The organism is Zoogloea sp. (assembly GCF_023150065.1).
Classification (GTDB): domain Bacteria; phylum Pseudomonadota; class Gammaproteobacteria; order Burkholderiales; family Rhodocyclaceae; genus Zoogloea.
This window is the reverse complement of sequence record NZ_JAKLLN010000007.1, coordinates 57,440-77,487: the sequence shown is the minus strand read 5'-3', so window position 1 is coordinate 77,487 and position 20,048 is coordinate 57,440. Positions and strand designations below refer to the sequence as shown.

Genomic DNA, 20,048 nt, shown 5'->3' with positions numbered 1-20,048 from the left:
CTTGCGGCCATCCCTTCGCGGGGGTGGTCGCGACTTCACCATGCGCTGGCCTGTTCTCGTTCTTGTCCTTCTGGCTCTCGCCTTGCAGTATCCCCTGTGGATCGGCAAGGGCGGGTGGCTGCGCGTCTGGGAAGTGGAAAAGCAGCTGACGGCCCAGAAAGAGGGCAATCGAAAGCTTGAGCAACGCAATACCGGACTGGAAGCCGAGGTCCGTGATCTTAAAACCGGCTATGAGGCCATCGAAGAGCGGGCACGCTTCGAACTCGGCCTGACCAAATCGGACGAAATCTTCGTCCAGACTCCCCAGCAAAAGTAAGCAATACCCGGGCGTCGCCAATTGCCGCCCTCCGTTTGCCTCGTGTGGGCCATCCCTGGCCCTTGGCGTACTACCCCGTCGGGCTGCTGTCTTGAGTGTGACTGACCGATGATTGGTCCCGAGCGGGATAGATCGAGGGCTTCCTCAGTCACGCCGGTAGAGCTTGAAGGTTTCCGATTTCCGCCCGCCTCCAAGGCGACGTTCCCAGACGACATTCCACTCCCGGGGCACGCTCTGGGACGCCCCGCTGGCGCTGTAGGTAAGCAGCAGCCTGCATTCCTCTGCAGCGTCAAAGCTCAAGGTCCGGATACCGGCAAAGTAGTCCAGCGCCGCACGCTGGGTGTCCCCCAGGTTGCGGCGCTTGATGCAACCGGGTTGCGGGCCAAGGGTCTGGCGCAATTCGGTGGCAAGGGGTTGGTAATTCTTGGTGTGGGCGAACCAGGGCTGCCACAGCATGACCGCGAGACACCACAGAAGGGTCATGCCCAGGGCCCAGTTGGTGGCACCGCGCTGTACGTTGCGCTGGGTTCCCAGGGGCAGGAAGAGCAGCAGCAGGCTCAGGGCCGCACCGACGACGGAACCCACGAGCCATGAGCCATGCTGGAAGTCGGGCGCCATGCGGGCGACCTGGCGGGCCAGCCCGGGGGGCCAGCCGAAATTAAGGGCGCTCCAGCCCAGCCAGACCAGAATGCCGAAGAAAATGAAGACCATCACCCCGAACCAGTCGAAGGCGTTGGCCGCGCCGCGCCGCAGGCTGGTGATCCCGAGGGCGGCCAGGAGGCACAGGGGGGGGAGAACGGGCAGCAGGCCTGCCGTCCGCAGGCCGCCGGTGGTGGCCACCAGGGTGATGGCCAGGATGCTGGCGACCAGAGGAAGCGCCAGTTGCGGGCTGGTGATGTTCTGGCGGTTACGCCACACCGCCCAGCCGGCGATTGGCCACAGGGGCCATGCAAACCAGCCGAACAACTGCAGCAGCTTGCCCAGCTCGGCAACGTGGCTGGTATGGGGCAGGGTGGAGGCCAGCTCTTCCTGCCACCAGCGAGGAATCTCGCCGGGATGCTGGCTGGCCACTGCACCCAGCCACAGGGCGCCAATCGCTACGGCGATACCTAGACCCAGCGCCACGCTGCCCAGCACCGTCCGGTTACGGCAACGGGGGCACAGCAAGGGAGTCAGGATGATGACCGGCAGGGTCAGGGCGAGGCCTGACAGACCGCCGGCGAGGAAGGCCACGGCGGCCCCCAGCCCGGCCTGGATGGCGCCACGTCCGGGTTTCTCGGCGAGCTCTCCAAGGCCGGCGAAGCACAGCGCCATCCCGGCGAGTTGGGCCAGCAGCGGCTGTGTCTCGTGGGCATGCACGACCAGCCCCAGGGAGCCCATGCCGAGCAGTATGGCTGGCGCAAAGGAGGCCTCGCCATAAAGCCGACGCGCCGCCAGGCCGGTCCAGTAGAGGGTGGCGGCACAGAACAGGCTGGTGGCGAGGCGGGCGGCATCGTGAACCGGGAGCAGCCAGCCAAGGAGCCGGGCCAGCAAGGCTCCGACCCAGTAGTAAAGGGGGGCCGCGCCGCGATAAGTCTCGCCTGCGATCTCGGGAACGAGCCAGCTGCCGCCCTGGAGGATGGCGTGAATCGGGCCCAGGTGGGTCAGGTCGTCGCCACGCCAGGGGAGGTGCCCAGTGGTGCCCACCAGCAGGTAAATGGCCAGGAGGAGGGCGAGCGGCCAGCCTGTCAGGGGGGCGGGCAGCGAGAAGCGGGAGGGGGCGAGAGGCATGGCGACGGGGTTCCTGCAGGCAACAAAAAAGGCAGCCGCGGCTGCCTTTTTCGGTCGATCCCGGCTACTGAGCGGAAATCAGCCCAGACGCTGAACGGTACCGTACTTTTGACGGAAGCGCTCGACACGGCCGGCGGTGTCGACGATCTTCTGCTTGCCGGTGTAGAACGGGTGGCACAGGGAGCACACTTCCACGTGGTATTGGGGCTTGCCCATGGTGGAGCGGGTGGTGAAGGTGGCGCCACAGGAGCAGGTCACCTGCACTTCGGTGTAATTCGGATGGGTATCGGCTTTCATCGCTTTATCCTTTGGGGTACGTGGGTGGTGAATTTGGCCACCCGAAAGCGGAGCATTTTGAAGCATTTCAGCCCCTTATGCAAGGTTTCTTCCGCGCCTTCTGCGTGTTTCAGAGAAACCGGGCGACGAAGGCGCCGACGCTCTCTGCCGGCAGGGGCAGCCAGGCCCGATGGTCGCTGCCTGGAATGCGCTCGACGGCTTCGCCCTGAGCATTCTGGATGTGCTCGATCCTGACTTCGCTGTTGCCGGAGGGGTGGACCAGTTCCAGGCGATCGCCTACTGCAAAGGCGTTTTTCGATGCGATCTCGACCATGCCGCGCTCGGCGTCGTAGGCCACCACATCCCCCACGTAGAGGCTGCGTCCCGACTCGGAGTGGCCGCGCAGGTAGTTCTGGGTTTCGTGAGGGGTGTGGCGCTGCAGAAATCCATCGGTGTAGCCCCGGTTGGCGAGGCCCTCGAGCTGCCCCAGCAGGGCAGGGTCGAGGCCGCGTCCGGCGACGGCATCGTCGATGGCCTGACGATAAGCCTGGCAGGTACGGGCCACGTAGTAGGGGCTCTTGGTACGTCCTTCGATCTTCAGGGAGTCAATGCCGATTTCCACCAGCCGCTGGACGTGTTCGATTGCGCGCAGATCCTTGGAGTTGAGGATGTAGGTGCCGTGCTCGTCTTCTTCGATGGGCATGTACTCGCCGGCACGTTTGTGGGGTTCCTCGATCAGGTGCACGTCACCGGCACCGCAGGTCTTCGCTTCATGGGTCTTGAAGTCCCAGCGGCAGGAGTTGGTACAGCTGCCCTGGTTCGGGTCCCGGTGGTTGAAGTAGCCGGACAGCAGGCAACGGCCCGAGTAGGCGATGCACAGGGCGCCGTGGATGAAGACCTCGAGCTCCGTATCGGGGCAATCCTGGCGGATGCTGGCGATCTCGTCGAGGGATAGCTCCCGGGACAGGATGACGCGGGAGACGCCGGCCGATTTCCAGAAGCGGACGGCTGCGGCATTCACGGTGTTGGCCTGTACCGACAGGTGGATGGGCATCTCCGGAAAGTTCTCGCGGACCATCAGCATGAGGCCCGGGTCGGACATGATCAGGGCATCGGGCTTGAGGGCGATGACCGGAGCGATGTCCTTGATGAAGGTCTTGATCTTGGCGCCGTGGGGGTAGATGTTGGCGACCACGTAGAAATGCTTGCCCAGCGCCCGGGCCCGGTTGATGCCGTCGGCCAGCACGGGGAGATCCCCGAAATCGTTGTTGCGGACGCGCAGGGAATAGCGTGGCTGACCCGCATAGATGGCCGTGGCACCAAAGGCAAAGGCGGTGTCGAGCATGGCCAGCGAGCCGGCGGGAGCGAGGAGTTCGGGGGTTTTCAGAAGCATGGTTGGGGCACTGATGGGGGAGTGGACTGGCGCGGATGTCGGCTGATCTTGGGTCAGCGATTCTGTTTGAGGGTGTCGCGCCAGCGGGCCAGGGTGGGGCTTTGATCGTCGAGTTGCTGCTGGAGAACCTGGTCGGCCATTTCGAGCAGTGCTCTCTGCTCATTGCTCAGATAGCGGGGATATTGCACCTGCAGGTGGGCGACGAGATCGCCGGCATGGCGGCGACCACGGGCAGGGAAGCCGGCGCCGGGGAGCCGGATCTCGGTTGTGGTGGAAGACTCTGGCAGCAGCGCTTCGTGAACGCCGTTCAGGCTGGGTATGTCGATGACGCCGCCTGCGAGTACCCGGAAGATGCTGACCGGGAGATCAAGATGGATGTCGCGACCTTCGAGGCGGAAAAGGGGATGTGGCCGGGCGCGCAGGGTGAGGTAGAGATCGCCGGATTCACCGTTCTCGGGAGCGGGGCCACCCTGGCCCGCGACACGGAGCTCTTCGCCGGGCAGCATGGCAGGCGGAATGCCGACGGCAAGTTGCCGGTCTGCGGGGTTCCAGCCGCGGCCTTCACAATCGGGGCAGTTGTTGTCGGTGAAGTAGCCTTTGCCACTACAGGACGGACAGGACTTGAGGCCCGCTGTGCTGCGGACTCGACCGCTGCCATGGCAGGCGCTGCACATGGTCGTGCGGCCATAGCTGCGTCGTCCGCTGCCCTCGCAGCTCGTGCAGCTGACGCGCCCTTCCAGGGTGACGGTGATGGTGCCGCCATAGGCCGCTTCCGCGAGGTCCACATCGATGTGGAGTCGTCGGTCTTCACCCTTTGGGCGGCGCGGGGGTGGGCTTGCCTCCGCTGCGCCAGGGGCTTCGCTTTCGCGGACGCCGGTGAGATGCTCGAAGGCCTCCCGGGCCAGGCGGAATTGTTCGTGCGCCTGGGGGTCGGCGTTGCGGTCGGGGTGCCAGCGCATGGCCATCCGCTTGAACGCGCGCTTGATTTCGGCCGCGCTGGCGGAGGGGGTGACCCCCAGAATCTGGTGGAAATCGGGTTGGGACATTTCGGTATTCTAATCGGCGCGGGCTGATTGATGGCTGAAACGGGGATCTGGATGGGGAATCGTTGGGGGTTTGGGGTGTGCCTGGGGCTGTTCTGGGCTGCGTTGATGTCGGGCAGTGCGGCCGCCGAGACCTGGCGGGTCGGGCCCGATGAAGGCTTGCGTACGGTGGCAGAGGCCGCCGCCGTGGCGCGGGATGGGGATACCGTGGAGGTGCGGGCGGCGACCTACGCGGGAGATGTGGTGGTGTGGCCCCAGAGGCGGCTGACCATCCGCGGGGTGGGTGGCCGGCCGCGCATGCTGGCCTCAGGGCAGGCCGCGGAGGGAAAGGGGATCTGGGTGATACGGGGCGATGAGGTGGTGGTGGACAACATCGCCTTCGAGGGTGCCCGCGGGCCCAACCGAAATGGCTCGGGGATTCGCCACGAAGAGGGCGCCCTGACGGTGCGCAACTGCCTGTTTCGCGACAACGAGATGGGGATCCTCACCGCCAACAAGGCTTCCCTGAACCTGGTGGTGGAAGACTCGGAGTTTTCCCAGGCCGTGTTGGTGACGCCGCGGATCAGCCATCTGCTCTACGCCGGGAGGATTGGCCGGCTGGAGGTGCGAGGCAGCTACTTTCACCATGGCCGGGTCGGGCATCTGCTGAAGAGCCGGGCGCGGGTGAACCTGATCGAGCACAACCGTCTCACGGATGAGGTCGACGGGCAGGCTAGCTATGAACTGGATTTTCCGGACGGCGGGCAGGTCTTCCTGATCGACAACCTGATCAGGCAGTCGGTGGGCACGGAGAACCGGCGCATGATCGCTTTCGGGGCGGAGGGCCTGCAGCATGACGATAATGTGCTGGTTCTGGCTGGCAACACGCTGGTGGATGATGTGCCTGAAGGCGGCGAGTTCGTGGCTGTGTGGTCGCCCGAGCGGGTGCAGGTTGTGGCGGTGAACAATCTGCTGGTGGGGGGCTGTATTGGCAGCCTGTGCCCGGATGCGGTGTTCCGGCGCAGCTTGCCCGACGCAGGAGCCCAGACGGCGGCCGTCGAGGGGGAGGGGAATCTCCAGATCGTGGGAGCGCAGGCGCGTGCCGCACTTGAGGTCCGTGGTTTCCGTCCTGCGGCGGACACGCCCTAGTCAGTTCTTGTCTGTCTTGCGCCTGTCCTGGTGGCATTCGTGCAGGACTTCGACACGTCCGTCCTCGTGGGCGACTTCCATCTTCACGGCAAAGCCCCACAGTCGTGCCACGTGCTTGATGACCTCGTCGGCGTCGCCATTGAGGGGGCGGCGCAGGTAGGCCTGGTGGCGCAGGGTGAGGGAGCGGTCGCCGCGCAGATCCACGTTCCAGACCTGCAGGTTGGGTTCCCGGCTGCCGAGGTTGTAGTTGTCGGACATGATCTCCCGTACGCGCCGGTACCCGGCTTCGTCGTGGATGGCTGATACCTTCAGCTTGGTCTCCTTGTCGTCGTCAAGGATGGCAAAGAGCCGGAAGTCACGCATGATCTTGGGGGACAGGAACTGGGCGATGAAGCTCTCGTCCTTGAAGTTCCTCATGGCGAAATCAAAGGTGTCGCGCCAGTCGCTGCCTGCAATGTCGGGGAACCAGTAGCGGTCTTCGTCGGTGGGGTGTTCGCAGATGCGCCGGATGTCCTGCCACATGGCAAAGCCCAGGGCGTAGGGGTTGAGCCCCCGATACCAGGGCTCGTTGTAGCCAGGTTGATAGACGACGTTGGTGTGGGAGTGCAGAAACTCCATCATGAAGCTGTCGGTGAGCAGACCTTCGTCGTACAGGGTGTTGATGAGCGTGTAGTGCCAGTAGGTGGCCCAGCCTTCATTCATCACCTGGGTCTGCCGCTGGGGAAAGAAATACTGCCCGACCTTGCGCACGATTCGCACCACTTCCCGCTGCCAGGGTTCGAGGAGCGGTGCGTTCTTCTCGATGAAATAAAGCAGGTTTTCCTGGGGCTCGGGCGGAAAGCGCCGGGCCTCGACGGTCTGGGTCTTGATCTGCTGGGCGGGAAGGGTGCGCCACAGGTCATTGACCTGGCTCTGCAGGTATTCGGCCCGCTCCCGCTGCCGGGTCAATTCCTTGGTGAGGGAGAGCTTGGCCGGGCGCTTGTAGCGATCGACCCCCACGTTCATCAGGGCGTGGCAGGAGTCGAGCAGGAGCTCCACCTCTTCTTCCCCGTAGCGTTCCTCACATTCGCTGAGGTAATTGCGGGCGAAGAGCAGGTAATCAACGATGGCGTCGGCGTTGGTCCACTGCCGGAAGAGGTAGTTGCCCTTGAAGAAGCTGTTGTGCCCATAGGCAGCGTGGGCGATCACCAGGGCCTGCATCGTCATGGTGTTTTCTTCCATGAGGTAGGCGATGCAGGGGTTGGAGTTGATGACGATCTCGTAGGCCAGGCCCATCTGCCCGCGCCGGTAGCCCTTTTCGGTCTGCAGGAAACTCTTGCCGAAGGACCAGTGGTGGTAGTTCACCGGCATGCCGACGGACGAGTAGGCGTCCATCATCTGTTCGGAGGTGATCAGCTCGATCTGGTTGGGATAGGTGTCCAGCCCGTATTCGCGCGCCACCCGGTCGATCTCGGCGTGGTAGGCCTCGATCAGCTCGAAGGTCCATTCGCCGGGGGCCGGAAGGGGCTGTTTGCGCTTCTGTCTTTTGGCGCTCATGCGAGTTTCTTTTTGAAGAGTTCGCGGAATACCGGGTAGATGTCCGGCAGGCCTTCAATGTGCTGCATGGCGAAGTTGGCGTGGGCGCCCACCAGCTTTTCGTATTCGCGCCAGAGGTTCTGGGGTTCGCCGGGGGTGATCTCGATGTAGGCGAAGTACTGGACAAAGGGCAGGATGGCGTCGGAGAGCAGCTCGCGACAGTGGGGCGAGTCGTTCTCCCAGTTGTCGCCGTCGGAGGCCTGGGCGCCATAGACGTTCCAGGCGCCGTTGAGATAACGCTGATGCAGGATGTCCTTCATCAGCTCGATGGCGCTGGAAACCACCGTGCCGCCGGACTCCCGGGAATGGAAGAAGTCTTCCTCGTTCACTTCCTTGGCAACCGTGTGGTGCCGGATGAAGACCACCTCGATGTGCTCATAGGTGCGGGTGAGGAAGAGATAGAGCAGCATGAAGAAGCGCTTGGCGGTGGCTTTCTTCTCCTCGTCCATGGAGCCGGACACGTCCATGATGCAGAACATCACGGCCTGGGTGGTCGGCTTGGGGATCTTGATCCGGTTGTTGTAGCGCAGGTCGAAGCTGTCGATGAAGGGAATGGCTTCGATCTTTGCCCGCAGGATGCCGATCTCGTCCTTGAGGCGGATGATCTCCGGGTCATCCTCGGGGCGGGTTTCGAGCAGCTCTTCGATCTGTTTCTGGAGCTCCCGCAGGCGCCCCTGGTAAGGAGAGGCCAGAGCCAGGCGGCGTCCCAGGGCGCCGCGCAGGGAGCGCACGACGTTGATGTTGGCGGGGGTGCCGTCGTTGGTGAAGCCGGCGCGCTGGCTCTTGTATTCCTGGATGCGGGCGAGCTGGGTCTTGACCAGATTGGGGAGGGCAAGGTCGTCGAAGAAGACGTCGAGGAATTCCTCACGGGACAGGTTGAAGACAAAATCGTCCTCGCCTTCTCCGTCCTTGCTGGCCTTGCCCTTGCCGGATCCGCCCCCTCCGCCGCCCTGCGGGCGGTTGATCTGGTCGCCGGACGAGAACTGGTCGTTGCCGGTGAAGACAGTCTCCCAGATGCCGCCCCGGCCGTGATGGAACTGGGGCTCGGACAGATCCTTGGAGGGAATGGAGACACTCTCACCGTTGTCCAGATCCTTGATGGAGCGTCCGGCAATGGCGTCGGCCACCGCCTCGCGGATCTGGCCCTTGAAGCGGCGCATGAATCGCTGCCGGTTCACAGCGCTCTTGTTCCTGCTGTCGAACCGGCGGTCGATGATACGTACCATTCGAGCCTCCCGAAGTGTCTGCGGATGCAGCCCGCCGGAGTGGCGGGCTGGTCAGCGGTGCGTCACGAAGACTTGCGGACGCGCAGGTACCATTCGCACAGCAGGCGGACCTGCTTCTCGGTGTAGCCCTTTTCAATCATGCGATTGACGAAGTTCTGGTGCTTCTTCTGATCGTCGCCGCTGGCCTTGGCGTTGAAGCTGATCACCGGCAGCAGGTCTTCGGTGTTGGAGAACATCTTCTTCTCGATCACCGCACGCAGTTTCTCGTAACTCGTCCAGCTCGGGTTCTTGCCCGTGTTCTTGGCCCGGGCTCGCAGCACGAAGTTGACCACCTCGTTGCGGAAATCCTTGGGGTTGCTGATGCCGGCCGGCTTCTCGATCTTCTCGAGTTCGTCGTTCAGGGCGTTGCGGTCGAGGATCTCGCCGGTGTTCTGGTCCCGGTATTCCTGGTCCTGGATCCAGAAGTCCGCATAAGTGACGTAGCGGTCGAAGATGTTCTGGCCGTACTCGCTGTAACTCTCCAGATAGGCGGTCTGGATCTCCTTGCCGATGAACTCGGCGTAGCGGGGGGCCAGGAACTCCTTGATGAAGGCCAGATACTTGGCTTCGTGCTCGGGCGGGTACTGCTCCTGGGCGATCTGCTGTTCGAGCACGTACATCAGGTGCACCGGGTTGGCCGCCACTTCCCGATGGTCGAAGTTGAAGACCTTGGATAGGACCTTGAAGGCAAAGCGAGTGGACAGACCGGTCATGCCTTCGTCGACGCCGGCGTAGTCGCGATACTCCTGGTAGCTCTTGGCCTTGGGGTCGGTGTCCTTCAGGTTCTCGCCGTCATAGACGCGCATCTTGGAGAAGATGCTCGAGTTCTCCGGCTCCTTGACCCGAGACAGCACGGCAAACTGCGCCATCATACGCAGGGTGTCGGGTGCGCACGGTGCCTGGGACAAGGAGCTGTGGACGAGGAGCTTGTCGTAGATGCGGATCTCGTCGGACACCCGCAGGCAGTAGGGCACCTTGACGGTGTAGATCCGGTCCAGAAAGGCCTCGTTGTTGCGGTTGTTGCGGAAGGCCACCCATTCGGATTCATTGGAGTGGGCCATCACGATGCCGTCGAAGGGGATCGCGCCGAAACCTTCGGTGCCCTTGTAATTGCCTTCCTGGGTGGCCGTGAGCAAGGGGTGCAGGACTTTGATGGGCGCCTTGAACATCTCGACGAATTCGAGCAGCCCCCGGTTGGCCAGGCACAGGCCGCCAGAGTAGGAGTAGGCGTCCGGGTCGTCCTGGGAAAACTGCTCGAGCATCCGGATGTCGATCTTGCCGACCAGAGAGGAGATGTCCTGGTTGTTCTCGTCCCCCGGCTCGGTCTTGGCGACGGCCACCTGGCGTAATACCGAAGGGCGCAGCTTTACGACGCGGAAGCGGGTGACGTCCCCGTTGAACTCATGCAGGCGCTTGACTGCCCAGGGGCTCATGATGGTGTTGAGGTAGCGCCGGGGGATGCCGTAATCGTCCTCCAGAATGGCGCCGTCTTCTTCCGGGCTGAACAGCCCAAGTGGCGATTCATGGACCGGGGAGCCCTTGATCGCATAGAAGGGAATCTTCTCGACCAGCGACTTGAGCTTTTCTGCAAGGGAGCTCTTGCCCCCCCCGACCGGGCCCAGCAGGTAGAGGATTTGTTTCTTTTCCTCCAGTCCCTGTGCGGCATGTCGGAAATACGACACGATGTTCTCGATCGACTCCTCCATTCCGTAGAAATCACGGAAGGCGGGATAAATCTTGATCATCTTGTTGGAAAAGATGCGCGACAGGCGTGGATCCAGCCGGGTGTCGACGAGTTCCGGTTCGCCGATGGCCTGCAGCATGCGTTCGGCGGACGTTGCATAAGCCATGGGGTCCGCCTTGCAGAGTTCCAGGTATTCCTGGACCGACATTTCCTCTTCCCGGGCAGACTCGAAACGGGCCTGGAAGCTGGTGAAGATACTCATCTCATGTCTCCTGGGGCACATGCCCGGGCCAGGCGCCGGGCTCGCCATCGCTGGTCTGCATGCAAACGGCTCTTAACACAGATGCTTTAGGCCCGTGCGGCGCGACAGGATCGAGACCATGCCGTGGGCAAGCCTATTTCACTCCATCTGATATCCAAAAGGCGAGGGGAGTTCCACCGCTGCACAAGCAGTTTTTCACACCTTGGGGCCTGAAGCCAAGCACTGGCGCGGGGGCTGCGAGCGGATCGGAGGGCTGTGTTAGACTAAAGGTTTTTCCGACGACCTCACGAACGGAATCAGCCAGGAGGCACACGTTTTGCTATGTGTCTCGTGTCCTGTTCGTAAGGCGTTTTTGTTAAGACCGATCAGGGAATTTTCATGAGCAATCAGGTTACCGTGAGCGCGCTGGAGCGCCGTATCGACATGTCCGTGCCGCTGGCCGAAATCGACAAGGATGTGGAAGCCCGTCTGAAGAAGATGGCCCGCACCGTCAAGATGCCGGGTTTCCGTCCGGGCAAGGTCCCGTTCCGCATGGTCGCCCAGTCCTACGGCCCGCAAGCCCGTTCCGAAGCCATTGGCGCTGCGGTCGAGAAGGCCCTGGGCGAGCAGATCCGTGCGCAAAGCCTGCGCGTGGCTGGCTACCCCAATATCGAGCCGAAGGAAGCCGCCGGCACCGACGCGCTGGAATTCACCGCCGTGTTCGAGGTCTACCCTGAAATCGTGATCGCCGACGTGAGCGCTCAGGAAGTGGAACGCCCCCAGCTGGCCGTGACCGACGCCGAAGTCGACAAGACCCTCGACGTTCTGCGCAAGCAGCGCACCACTTTTGTGCCCGTCGAGCGTGCCGCCCAGGACGGTGACCGTGTGGCGGTGGACTTCACCGGCCGCAAGGACGGCGAAGAGTTTGAAGGTGGCAAGGCTACCGATTTCGCCTTCGTCATCGGCGGCGGCCAGATGCTCAAGGATTTCGAGACCGCTGTTCTGGGCCTTGGCGTTGGTGAGAGCAAGACCTTCGACATGACCTTCCCGGCGGATTACCACGCTGCCAATTTGGCCGGTCAGACCGTCCAGTTTGAAGTGGCCCTCAAGAAGGTCGAAGAGCCCAAGCTGCCCGAGGTTGATGCCGAGTTCGCCAAGTCCCTGGGTATCGTCGACGGTGATGTCGCCAAGATGCGTGAGGAGGTCAAGGCCAACCTGGAGCGCGAAGTGAAGCGCCGCATTCAGGCCAAGGTCAAGGAGCGCGTCATGAACGTGCTGATCGAGACCCACCCGATCGAAGTGCCGAAGGCACTGGTCGAGCAGGAGTCTGCCCAGCTCGCCGAAAACGCCAAGAAGGATTTCGAAGCCCGTGGCATGAAGACCAAGGACCTGCCGATCGAGCCCGCCTGGTTTGCCGAGCAGGCCGTGCGTCGCGTCAAGCTGGGTCTGATCATGTCCGAACTGGTGAAGAGCAAGGAGCTGCACGCCAAGCCCGAGCAGATCCGCGCGATCATCGAAGACTTTGCAGCCAGCTACGAAGATCCGAGCGAGGTCGTGGGCTGGTACTACTCCCAGCCCCAGCGTCTGGCCCAGGCCGAGGCGCTGGTGATCGAGGACAATGTGGTGGAGTGGGTTGTCGGCAATACCAAGACGACCGATGTCACCGCTTCTTTTGATGACTTGATGGGCAATGCGGCTTAATTCCGCAGAAAGCGACGGCAAATGAATCCCCTGACACCCCCGAATTCTCGTAGTGACTGGGATCCGGTCGGCCTTGGCCTGATCCCGATGGTTGTCGAACAGAGCGGTCGCGGTGAGCGCTCCTACGACATCTATTCGCGCCTGCTCAAGGAGCGGGTGGTGTTCCTGGTGGGGCCGGTCAATGACGTGACCGCCAACCTGATCGTCGCCCAGTTGCTGTTCCTTGAGTCGGAAAATCCGGACAAGGACATCTACTTCTACATCAACTCTCCGGGTGGGTCTGTCACGGCCGGCATGGCGATCTACGACACCATGCAGTTCATCAAGCCGAACGTGAGCACCCTGTGCATCGGGCAGGCGGCTAGTATGGGCGCCTTCCTGCTGGCTGCAGGCGAAAAGGGCAAGCGCTTCTCCCTGCCCAACTCCCGGATCATGATTCACCAGCCGCTGGGCGGGTTCCAGGGCCAGGCTTCGGATATCGAGATCCACGCCCGCGAGATCCTGTCCCTGCGTGCCAAGCTCAACGACATGCTGGCAAAGCACACGGGGCAGTCGATCGAGGCCATCGAAAAGGACACCGATCGGGACAATTTCATGTCCGCAGAAGAAGCGGTGCGCTATGGTCTGGTCGACAAGGTCCTGACCAGCCGCAACGATGTGGCTTGATCATCCCCTAGCTTCAGTTTCAGAGAGAAAGGGCAGTAATGGCGGACAAGAAAACGAGCGGAGAGAAGCTGTTGTATTGCTCGTTCTGCGGCAAGAGCCAACACGAGGTCCGCAAGCTGATCGCGGGTCCGTCCGTGTTCATCTGCGATGAGTGCATCGAGCTGTGCAACGACATCATTCGTGATGAGATCAGTGCAGACACCGGTGGCGCCAAGGGCGTCAAGGGTGAGCTTCCGTCGCCCAAGGAAATCAGCGCGATTCTCGACCAGTACGTGATTGGTCAGGCGTCGGCCAAGCGGATTCTTTCGGTGGCGGTGTACAACCATTACAAGCGGCTGCGTCATCTCTCCAAGACGCACGATGAAGTCGAACTGTCCAAGAGCAACATCCTGTTGGTCGGTCCTACCGGCTCGGGCAAGACGCTGCTTGCCCAGACGCTTGCCAGACTTCTGAACGTGCCCTTCGTGATGGCCGATGCAACGACCCTCACCGAAGCCGGCTATGTGGGTGAAGACGTCGAGAACATCATCCAGAAGCTGCTTCAGAAGTGCGACTACGAGGTCGACAAGGCGCAGCAGGGCATCGTGTACATCGACGAGATCGACAAGATCTCCCGCAAGTCCGACAACCCGTCCATCACCCGTGATGTGTCGGGCGAGGGGGTGCAGCAGGCCCTGCTCAAGCTCATCGAAGGCACCATCGCCTCCGTGCCGCCGCAGGGTGGCCGCAAGCACCCGAACCAGGATTTCGTGCAGGTGGATACCACCAACATCCTGTTCGTGTGTGGCGGCGCGTTTGATGGTCTCGACAAGGTCATCCGCAACCGTACCGAGAAGTTCGGCATCGGTTTTGGTGCCGAGGTGAAGAGCCGCGAAAACAAGAACGTTTCCGAGGCGCTGCTCGAAGTCGAGCCGGGCGATCTGATCAAGTTCGGTCTGATCCCCGAGCTGATCGGTCGTCTGCCGGTGGTCGCGACCTTGCAGGAGCTCGATGAGGAAGCCCTCATCCAGATCCTCATTGAACCCAAGAACGCGCTCATCAAGCAATACCAGAAACTGTTTTCAATGGAAGGCGTCGAACTCGAAGTGCGTCCGGCGGCCCTGCAGGCGATTGCCCGCAAGGCCCTCAAGCGCAAGACGGGTGCCCGTGGCCTGCGTTCGATTCTCGAAGGCACGCTGCTGGATACGATGTACGAACTGCCCTCCATGGAAAACGTTTCCAAAGTGGTGATCGACGAAGGCATGATCGATGGCGGCACCAAGCCGCTCCTGATCTACGCCGATCAGCCCAAGGTCTCCGGCTCCAACTGACATCAAGCAGAAGTTTTTCGCAGGACTGCTTGAATTGATGTCACTAGGGCCCCATATGGGGCCTTAGTGCCTTTAAAGGAAAAATCATGTCGAGCACGCTTGACCTCCCCGAAGAACAGATCGAACTGCCGCTGCTGCCGCTGCGCGACGTGGTGGTGTTCCCGCACATGGTGATCCCGCTGTTCGTGGGTCGCCCCAAGTCCATCAAGGCGCTCGAGAATGCGATGGAAGCCGGCAAGAGCATCCTGCTGGTGGCCCAGAAGTCCGCAGCCAAGGACGAGCCTTCCGCCGAGGATCTCTACGATCTCGGTTGCATCGCCAACATCCTCCAGATGCTCAAGCTGCCCGATGGCACCGTGAAGGTGCTGGTCGAGGGTGTCCAGCGTGCCCGTGTGGTGTCTGTTGAAGACCTGCGTACCCTGTTTGTCGCCAAGGCCAGCCCCATGCCGGCCGCCGAGGCGCCGAACAACGAGGTCGAGGCCATGCGCCGGGCCATCATCAGCCAGTTCGACCAGTACGTTAAGCTCAACAAGAAGATTCCTCCCGAGATCCTCAGCTCCCTGTCGGGCATTGAGGAGCCGGGCCGGCTGGCAGATACCATTGCAGCCCACCTCCCGCTGAAGCTCGAGCAGAAGCAGGAAATCCTCGAAATGCTGGACGCCGGCGAGCGCCTTGAGCGCCTGCTGAATCAGCTCGAGACCGAACTGGATATCCTCCAGGTCGAGAAGCGCATCCGCGGCCGCGTCAAGCGCCAGATGGAGAAGAGCCAGCGCGAGTACTACCTGAACGAACAGGTCAAGGCCATCCAGAAAGAGCTCGGCGAAGGCGAAGACGGCGCCGATCTCGAGGAGATGGACAAGAAGATCAAGTCCGCCGGGATGACCAAGGAAGCCATGGCCAAGGCCCAGGCCGAGCTCAAGAAGCTGCGCCTGATGTCGCCCATGTCGGCCGAAGCCACCGTGGTGCGCAATTACATTGAGACGCTGGTCGGACTGCCCTGGAAGAAGAAGTCCCGGATCAGCAAGGATCTGGCCGAGGCCGAGAAGGTGCTGGATACCGAGCACTACGGCCTCGAGAAGGTCAAGGAACGCATCCTTGAATACCTTGCCGTGCAGCAGCGCGTGGACAAGCTCAAGGCGCCGATCCTGTGCCTGGTCGGGCCTCCGGGCGTCGGCAAGACCTCTCTTGGCCAGTCGGTGGCTCGCGCCACCAACCGCAAGTTCGTGCGCATGAGCCTGGGTGGCGTGCGTGATGAAGCCGAGATCCGTGGTCACCGTCGCACCTATATCGGTTCGATGCCCGGCAAGATCCTGCAGAACATGTCCAAGGTTGCGGTTCGTAACCCGCTGTTCCTGCTGGATGAAGTGGACAAGATGGGCCAGGATTTCCGTGGCGATCCGTCTTCGGCTCTGCTGGAGGTGCTGGATCCCGAACAGAACTCCACCTTCGTGGATCACTACATCGAGGTGGAATACGACCTGTCCGACGTGATGTTCGTAGCGACGGCCAACACCCTCAACATTCCGGCGCCGTTGCTGGACCGCATGGAGTTGATCCGCCTGTCCGGCTACACGGAAGACGAAAAGGTCAACATCGCCCAGCGCTACCTTGTTCCGAAGCAGATGAAGAACAACGGGATCAAGCGTGAGGAGCTTTCGGTGACCGAAGACGCCATCCGCGACATCGTGCGCTTCTACACCCGCGAAGCGGGCGTGCGTGGCCTGGAGCGCGAGGTCTCCAAGGTGTGCCGCAAGGTTGTTAAAGCGCTGGTGCTCGGCAAACGCAAGGCCAAGGTCGTGGTCAATTCCAAGAACATCGACAAGTACCTGGGCGTACACAAGTACAGCTTTGGTGTGGCCGAGAAGGAAAACCAGGTTGGTCAGGTGACGGGGCTGGCATGGACGGAAGTCGGCGGCGAACTGCTGACCGTCGAGGCCGTGGCTCTGCCAGGCAAGGGCAAGATCATGACCACCGGCAAGCTGGGTGAAGTCATGCAGGAGTCCATCCAGGCTGCGCTCTCCGTGGTGCGCCGTCGTTCCCGCTCCCTGGGTATTCAGGAGGATTTCTACCAGAAGTCGGATATCCACATCCACCTGCCGGAAGGTGCCATCCCCAAAGATGGCCCGTCTGCCGGTATCGCCATCTGCACGGGGCTGGTTTCCGTACTGACGGGTATTCCGGTGCGCTGTGATGTGGCCATGACGGGTGAAATCACCCTGCGTGGAGAAGTCCTGCCGATCGGTGGCCTGAAGGAAAAGCTGCTTGCTGCCGTCCGCGGTGGCATTCGCACTGCACTGATTCCCCAGGAAAACGTCAAGGACCTCACCGAAATCCCTGACAACGTCAAGAATGGACTGGAGATCATTCCCGTCAAATGGATTGATCAGGTGCTTGAGCATGCACTTGAAAGAATGCCGGAGGCCCTGCCGGATGTACCCGCCGGTGAAGCAAATGTTGCTCCTGCCGAGCCCCTGGCCAACGGTGAGGTTGTAAAGCACTGATGGCGCGTTGAGGTGGGAGGTCGGCGTAAATGCCGGTCTTCCTTGCCTCTCGCCTTTGGGCATGGCGTTCCTGGTTCGAGCCGGCTAGAATGCCGGGCCTCGCTCTCCGTAGTTCAATGGATAGAACAAGCGCCTCCTAAGCGCTAGATACAGGTTCGATTCCTGTCGGGGGGACCAGTTGGTTTCCTGCTGTATTGCAGCATTCAAAAAGCCCGCTTTTGCGGGCTTTTTGCTGTGTCAGATTTCCCTGTCCTGCTTGATTCGTTCCCTTGACATCGTGATTTTTAGCGCGTTATATAAAGGTCAGAACAAGGTATCGATCCGTCTTGAGAAGTGTTCGGTTTTTGGCAGTTGATGTCGGAGTTTCCTGTTTGTTAATTTATATAACGAGGGGGCGAGTATGAATAAATCCGAGTTGATTGATCACATTGCTGCAGATGCCGAGATCTCCAAGGCTGCGGCGGGTCGAGCGCTTGATGCTGCCGTGGCAGCCGTCAAACAGACTTTGAAGAAGGGCGGCAGTGTCACCTTGGTGGGGTTCGGCACCTTCCATGTCGGCAAGCGGGCGGCCCGAACGGGCCGTAATCCCCGGACCGGAGCGACGATAAAGATCAAGTCGGCAAAAATTCCTAAATTCAGGCCTGGCAAAGCGTTGAAAGATGCGCTAAACTGATTGGCTATTGATTTCGCTGCATCAGCGAAGCAATCGGGTGCTTAGCTCAGTTGGTAGAGCGTCGCCCTTACAAGGCGAATGTCGGCGGTTCGACCCCGTCAGCACCCACCACCTTGATCCAGGTGGATGATGAGTTGGAGTGGTAGTTCAGTTGGTTAGAATACCGGCCTGTCACGCCGGGGGTCGCGGGTTCGAGTCCCGTCCACTCCGCCAGGTTTCAGCGGTCTGACAACCGTGAGTAAAAAAGGCCACGTGAGTGGCCTTTTTTGCGTCAACTCCTTTTCGTGCATCTCTGCGAGTGAGGCTCGCGTGGGTTTGGCGGGGCTTGTTCCCCAAACCCGCAGCAGGTAGACTTTGAAAGCTTTGGTCGTTTGGCGAGAAGTCAGGCTCGCATCATGATTCAGGACGCGTGAATTGGCCTGATTGAAGCATGTCGTTCAGGCTGCCACTGCATTCCACCAGGCGAACGCAAGTTCGCCTTCTTTGTATTTGCCACTCATCAGATCATCCGCCGTTAGCAGCAATCGAGGATTCAGCATGTTTGACGCCGTACGCAACAACAAGAAGATTGTTCAGCTTTTTCTGTTACTGATCACTCTTCCTTTCGCTTTTTTTGGTGTCGATTCCTACGTCAAGAATTCGGGCAGTGGTGGCGACCTGGCTTCCATCGGCGGCTCGCCGATCTCCCAGGTGGAGTTTCAGCAGGCCATGCGGGAACAGCAGGAGCGCCTGCGCAACGCCATGGGTGAGAACTTCAATCCCGCGATGCTGGAGACTGCCGAGGCACGCAAGGCTGTTCTGGACAATCTGATCAATCAGCGCCTGCTTGCCCTGGACGCCAGCAAGATGGGCTTGACTGTTTCCGACCAGCAGATGCGCGAGACGATTGCCGCCATTCCTGCCTTTCAGGACAACGGACAGTTCTCTTTGCCCCGCTATGAGGCACTGCTCAAGGCACAGGGAATGAATCAGCCGATGTTTGAATCCCGCCTGCGCAGCGATCTGGCACTGAAGCAGGTGGTTGGTGCAGTGGCCGAAGGCGCTCTTGTTTCCAGTGTGTCTGCCGAGCGTGTCTTTGCTGTGCAGTTCGAGGAGCGGCAGGTCAGCGATGCGCGCATCGGTACCCAGCCGTTCGTCGGAGGCGTCAAGCTGGCTGATGGCGCCGCGCAGAAATTCTACGATGCGAATCGCAGCCGCTTCGAGATTCCGGCCCAGGTTCGGGCCGAGTACGTGATGCTCAGCCAGGAAGCCCTGGCAGCCCAGTTGAGTCTGAGCGATGCGGATCTGCGCAAGGAGTACGACGCGCATCCGGAACGTTTCCGTCAGGGTGAGGAGCGTCGTGCCAGCCACATCCTGATCCAGGCGCGCAAGGATGCGGGTGAGGCTGCCGTGAAGGCCGCCCGCGAGAAGATCGAAGGTATCGCTGCCCAGATCAAGGCCAACCCCGCCGATTTCGCCAAGCTTGCCAAGGAGCATTCCCAGGATCCGGGTTCGGCTGAGAAAGGGGGCGATCTCGGCTTCTTCGGTCGTGGTGCCATGGTGAAGGCCTTTGAGGATGCGGCTTTTGGTCTCGCCAAGGAAGGGGACGTGTCGGGTGTGGTGCAGTCTGATTTTGGCTTCCACGTCATCAAGCTGACGGGGGTGAAGGCCGAGCAGGCTCGCCCGTTTGAAGAGGTCCGGAACGAGATTGCAGCCGAGTTAAAGAAGCTTGAAGCGGGCCGGAAGTTTGCCGAGTTGGCAGAGGGTTTCTCCAACCTGGTTTATGAGCAGGCCGACAGCCTCAAGCCCGCTGCCGAGAAGTACAAGCTGACGGTTCAGACCACGGACTGGATTGCCCGAAATGGCAAGGCACCCGCACCGTTCAACAACGAGAAGCTTGTGACGGCAGTGTTCTCCGATGATGCGGTGAAGAACAAGCGCAATACCGATGCCGTGGATGTGGGCAAGGGCGTGCTGGTCGCTGCCCGGGTTGTCGAATCCAAGCCTGCTGCCCTGCGCCCCTTTGATGAGGTGAAGGCAGAGATCGAGAAGGTCCTGGTCCAGGAGGAGGCTGTCGTTCAGGCTGAGAAGGATGGTGAGAAGAAGCTCGTCCAGCTGAACAAGGGTGAGGCCGTAAGCATTGACTGGAGTCCTTCACGTCCGCTCAAGCGGATGGAACAGGGGATTCCGCCGGAGGTTCTGAGGGCGATCTTCCGTGCGCCGTCCGACAAGCTGCCGAGCTATGCGGGGGTGAAGCTTCCGGGGGCTGGCTATGTGCTCTTCCGCGTCGAGAAGGTGACGCGGCCGACGTCGACGGGCAAGGACGATCCGCGGATGCAGGCCATCAAGCAGCAGTATTCCCGTCTGCTGGCAGAGCAGGATTTTGCGGCCTATGTGGCGTCGCTGCGCAAGCGCTACGACGTCAAGGTGAATGCTGCGATGCTGGAAGGCAGCAAGGACAAGTAATCGCCGCAGGTGTGGAGCCCCGCTTCCTTTGAGGGAGCGGGAATGCAAAAAAAAGCCCCTG

At 61.3% G+C, this 20,048-nt stretch carries 15 protein-coding genes and 3 tRNA genes; 11 read left to right on the top strand and 7 right to left on the bottom strand.

Translation table 11 applies throughout. The annotated features are described in order from the left end of the window. Positions 1-40: 40 nt before the first annotated feature. On the top strand, positions 41-316 hold the full coding sequence (gene ftsB / locus L6Q67_RS10530) for a cell division protein FtsB (protein WP_296568902.1): 276 nt from the start codon (positions 41-43) through the stop codon (positions 314-316). Positions 317-460: 144 nt separating this feature from the next. On the opposite strand, the gene L6Q67_RS10525 is transcribed toward ftsB, so the two are convergent. From L6Q67_RS10525 to L6Q67_RS10510, 4 genes are all read right to left on the bottom strand, one after another. Next, entirely contained in the window at positions 461-2,086 is a 1,626-nt protein-coding gene (locus tag L6Q67_RS10525; protein WP_296568900.1) for a hypothetical protein, read from the bottom strand. 78 nt (positions 2,087-2,164) lie between these two features. After that, on the bottom strand, positions 2,165-2,383 hold the full coding sequence (rpmE, locus tag L6Q67_RS10520) for a 50S ribosomal protein L31 (RefSeq protein ID WP_296568897.1): 219 nt from the start codon (positions 2,381-2,383) through the stop codon (positions 2,165-2,167). Between the two features lie 109 nt (positions 2,384-2,492). Then, entirely contained in the window at positions 2,493-3,755 is a 1,263-nt protein-coding gene (locus L6Q67_RS10515; RefSeq protein WP_296568894.1) for a U32 family peptidase, read from the bottom strand. A 53-nt stretch (positions 3,756-3,808) separates the two neighbouring features. Then, on the bottom strand, positions 3,809-4,801 hold the full coding sequence (locus tag L6Q67_RS10510; protein WP_296568893.1) for a DnaJ C-terminal domain-containing protein: 993 nt from the start codon (positions 4,799-4,801) through the stop codon (positions 3,809-3,811). A gap of 51 nt (positions 4,802-4,852) precedes the next feature. On the opposite strand from L6Q67_RS10510, the gene L6Q67_RS10505 reads away from it, so the two are divergent. Continuing rightward, a complete protein-coding gene (locus L6Q67_RS10505; RefSeq protein WP_296568890.1) occupies positions 4,853-5,926 on the top strand; it encodes a hypothetical protein in 1,074 nt (357 codons plus the stop codon). Here the strand turns inward: L6Q67_RS10505 and L6Q67_RS10500 are convergent, their stop codons facing one another. The 3 genes from L6Q67_RS10500 to L6Q67_RS10490 all read right to left on the bottom strand — a co-directional run bounded on the left by L6Q67_RS10500 (position 5,927) and on the right by L6Q67_RS10490 (position 10,712). Next, positions 5,927-7,462: a SpoVR family protein gene (locus L6Q67_RS10500; RefSeq protein WP_296568885.1), complete on the bottom strand. Its 1,536-nt coding sequence runs from the start codon at positions 7,460-7,462 to the stop codon at positions 5,927-5,929. Then, on the bottom strand, positions 7,459-8,727 hold the full coding sequence (locus L6Q67_RS10495; RefSeq protein WP_296568882.1) for a YeaH/YhbH family protein: 1,269 nt from the start codon (positions 8,725-8,727) through the stop codon (positions 7,459-7,461). The genes L6Q67_RS10500 and L6Q67_RS10495 overlap by 4 nt, the downstream gene beginning before the upstream one ends. A 62-nt stretch (positions 8,728-8,789) precedes the next feature. Further along, on the bottom strand, positions 8,790-10,712 hold the full coding sequence (locus L6Q67_RS10490) for a PrkA family serine protein kinase (RefSeq protein WP_296568879.1): 1,923 nt from the start codon (positions 10,710-10,712) through the stop codon (positions 8,790-8,792). A 378-nt stretch (positions 10,713-11,090) separates the two neighbouring features. Here L6Q67_RS10490 and tig point away from each other — a divergent pair, with 378 nt between their 5' ends. From tig to L6Q67_RS10445, 9 genes are all read left to right on the top strand, one after another. Continuing rightward, entirely contained in the window at positions 11,091-12,392 is a 1,302-nt protein-coding gene (gene tig / locus L6Q67_RS10485; RefSeq protein WP_296568876.1) for a trigger factor, read from the top strand. A gap of 21 nt (positions 12,393-12,413) precedes the next feature. Continuing rightward, positions 12,414-13,058 carry an ATP-dependent Clp endopeptidase proteolytic subunit ClpP gene (gene clpP, locus L6Q67_RS10480; protein ID WP_296568873.1) on the top strand — a complete coding sequence of 215 codons (645 nt, stop codon included), beginning with the start codon at positions 12,414-12,416 and terminating at the stop codon, positions 13,056-13,058. Positions 13,059-13,096: 38 nt separating this feature from the next. Further along, positions 13,097-14,368 carry an ATP-dependent Clp protease ATP-binding subunit ClpX gene (gene clpX, locus L6Q67_RS10475; RefSeq protein WP_296568870.1) on the top strand — a complete coding sequence of 424 codons (1,272 nt, stop codon included), beginning with the start codon at positions 13,097-13,099 and terminating at the stop codon, positions 14,366-14,368. A gap of 86 nt (positions 14,369-14,454) precedes the next feature. After that, positions 14,455-16,869 (top strand): endopeptidase La, encoded by a 2,415-nt coding sequence (gene lon / locus L6Q67_RS10470; protein WP_296568867.1) that lies wholly within the window; start codon positions 14,455-14,457, stop codon positions 16,867-16,869. Positions 16,870-16,971: 102 nt separating this feature from the next. Next, positions 16,972-17,046, top strand: a tRNA-Arg gene (locus L6Q67_RS10465). Between the two features lie 223 nt (positions 17,047-17,269). Beyond that, entirely contained in the window at positions 17,270-17,542 is a 273-nt protein-coding gene (locus L6Q67_RS10460; protein ID WP_296568864.1) for an HU family DNA-binding protein, read from the top strand. Between the two features lie 35 nt (positions 17,543-17,577). Further along, a tRNA-Val gene (locus L6Q67_RS10455) sits at positions 17,578-17,653 on the top strand. A 25-nt stretch (positions 17,654-17,678) separates the two neighbouring features. After that, positions 17,679-17,755, top strand: a tRNA-Asp gene (locus L6Q67_RS10450). Positions 17,756-18,079: 324 nt separating this feature from the next. Further along, positions 18,080-19,987 (top strand): SurA N-terminal domain-containing protein, encoded by a 1,908-nt coding sequence (locus L6Q67_RS10445; protein ID WP_296568862.1) that lies wholly within the window; start codon positions 18,080-18,082, stop codon positions 19,985-19,987. The last annotated feature ends 61 nt before the right edge of the window (positions 19,988-20,048 follow it).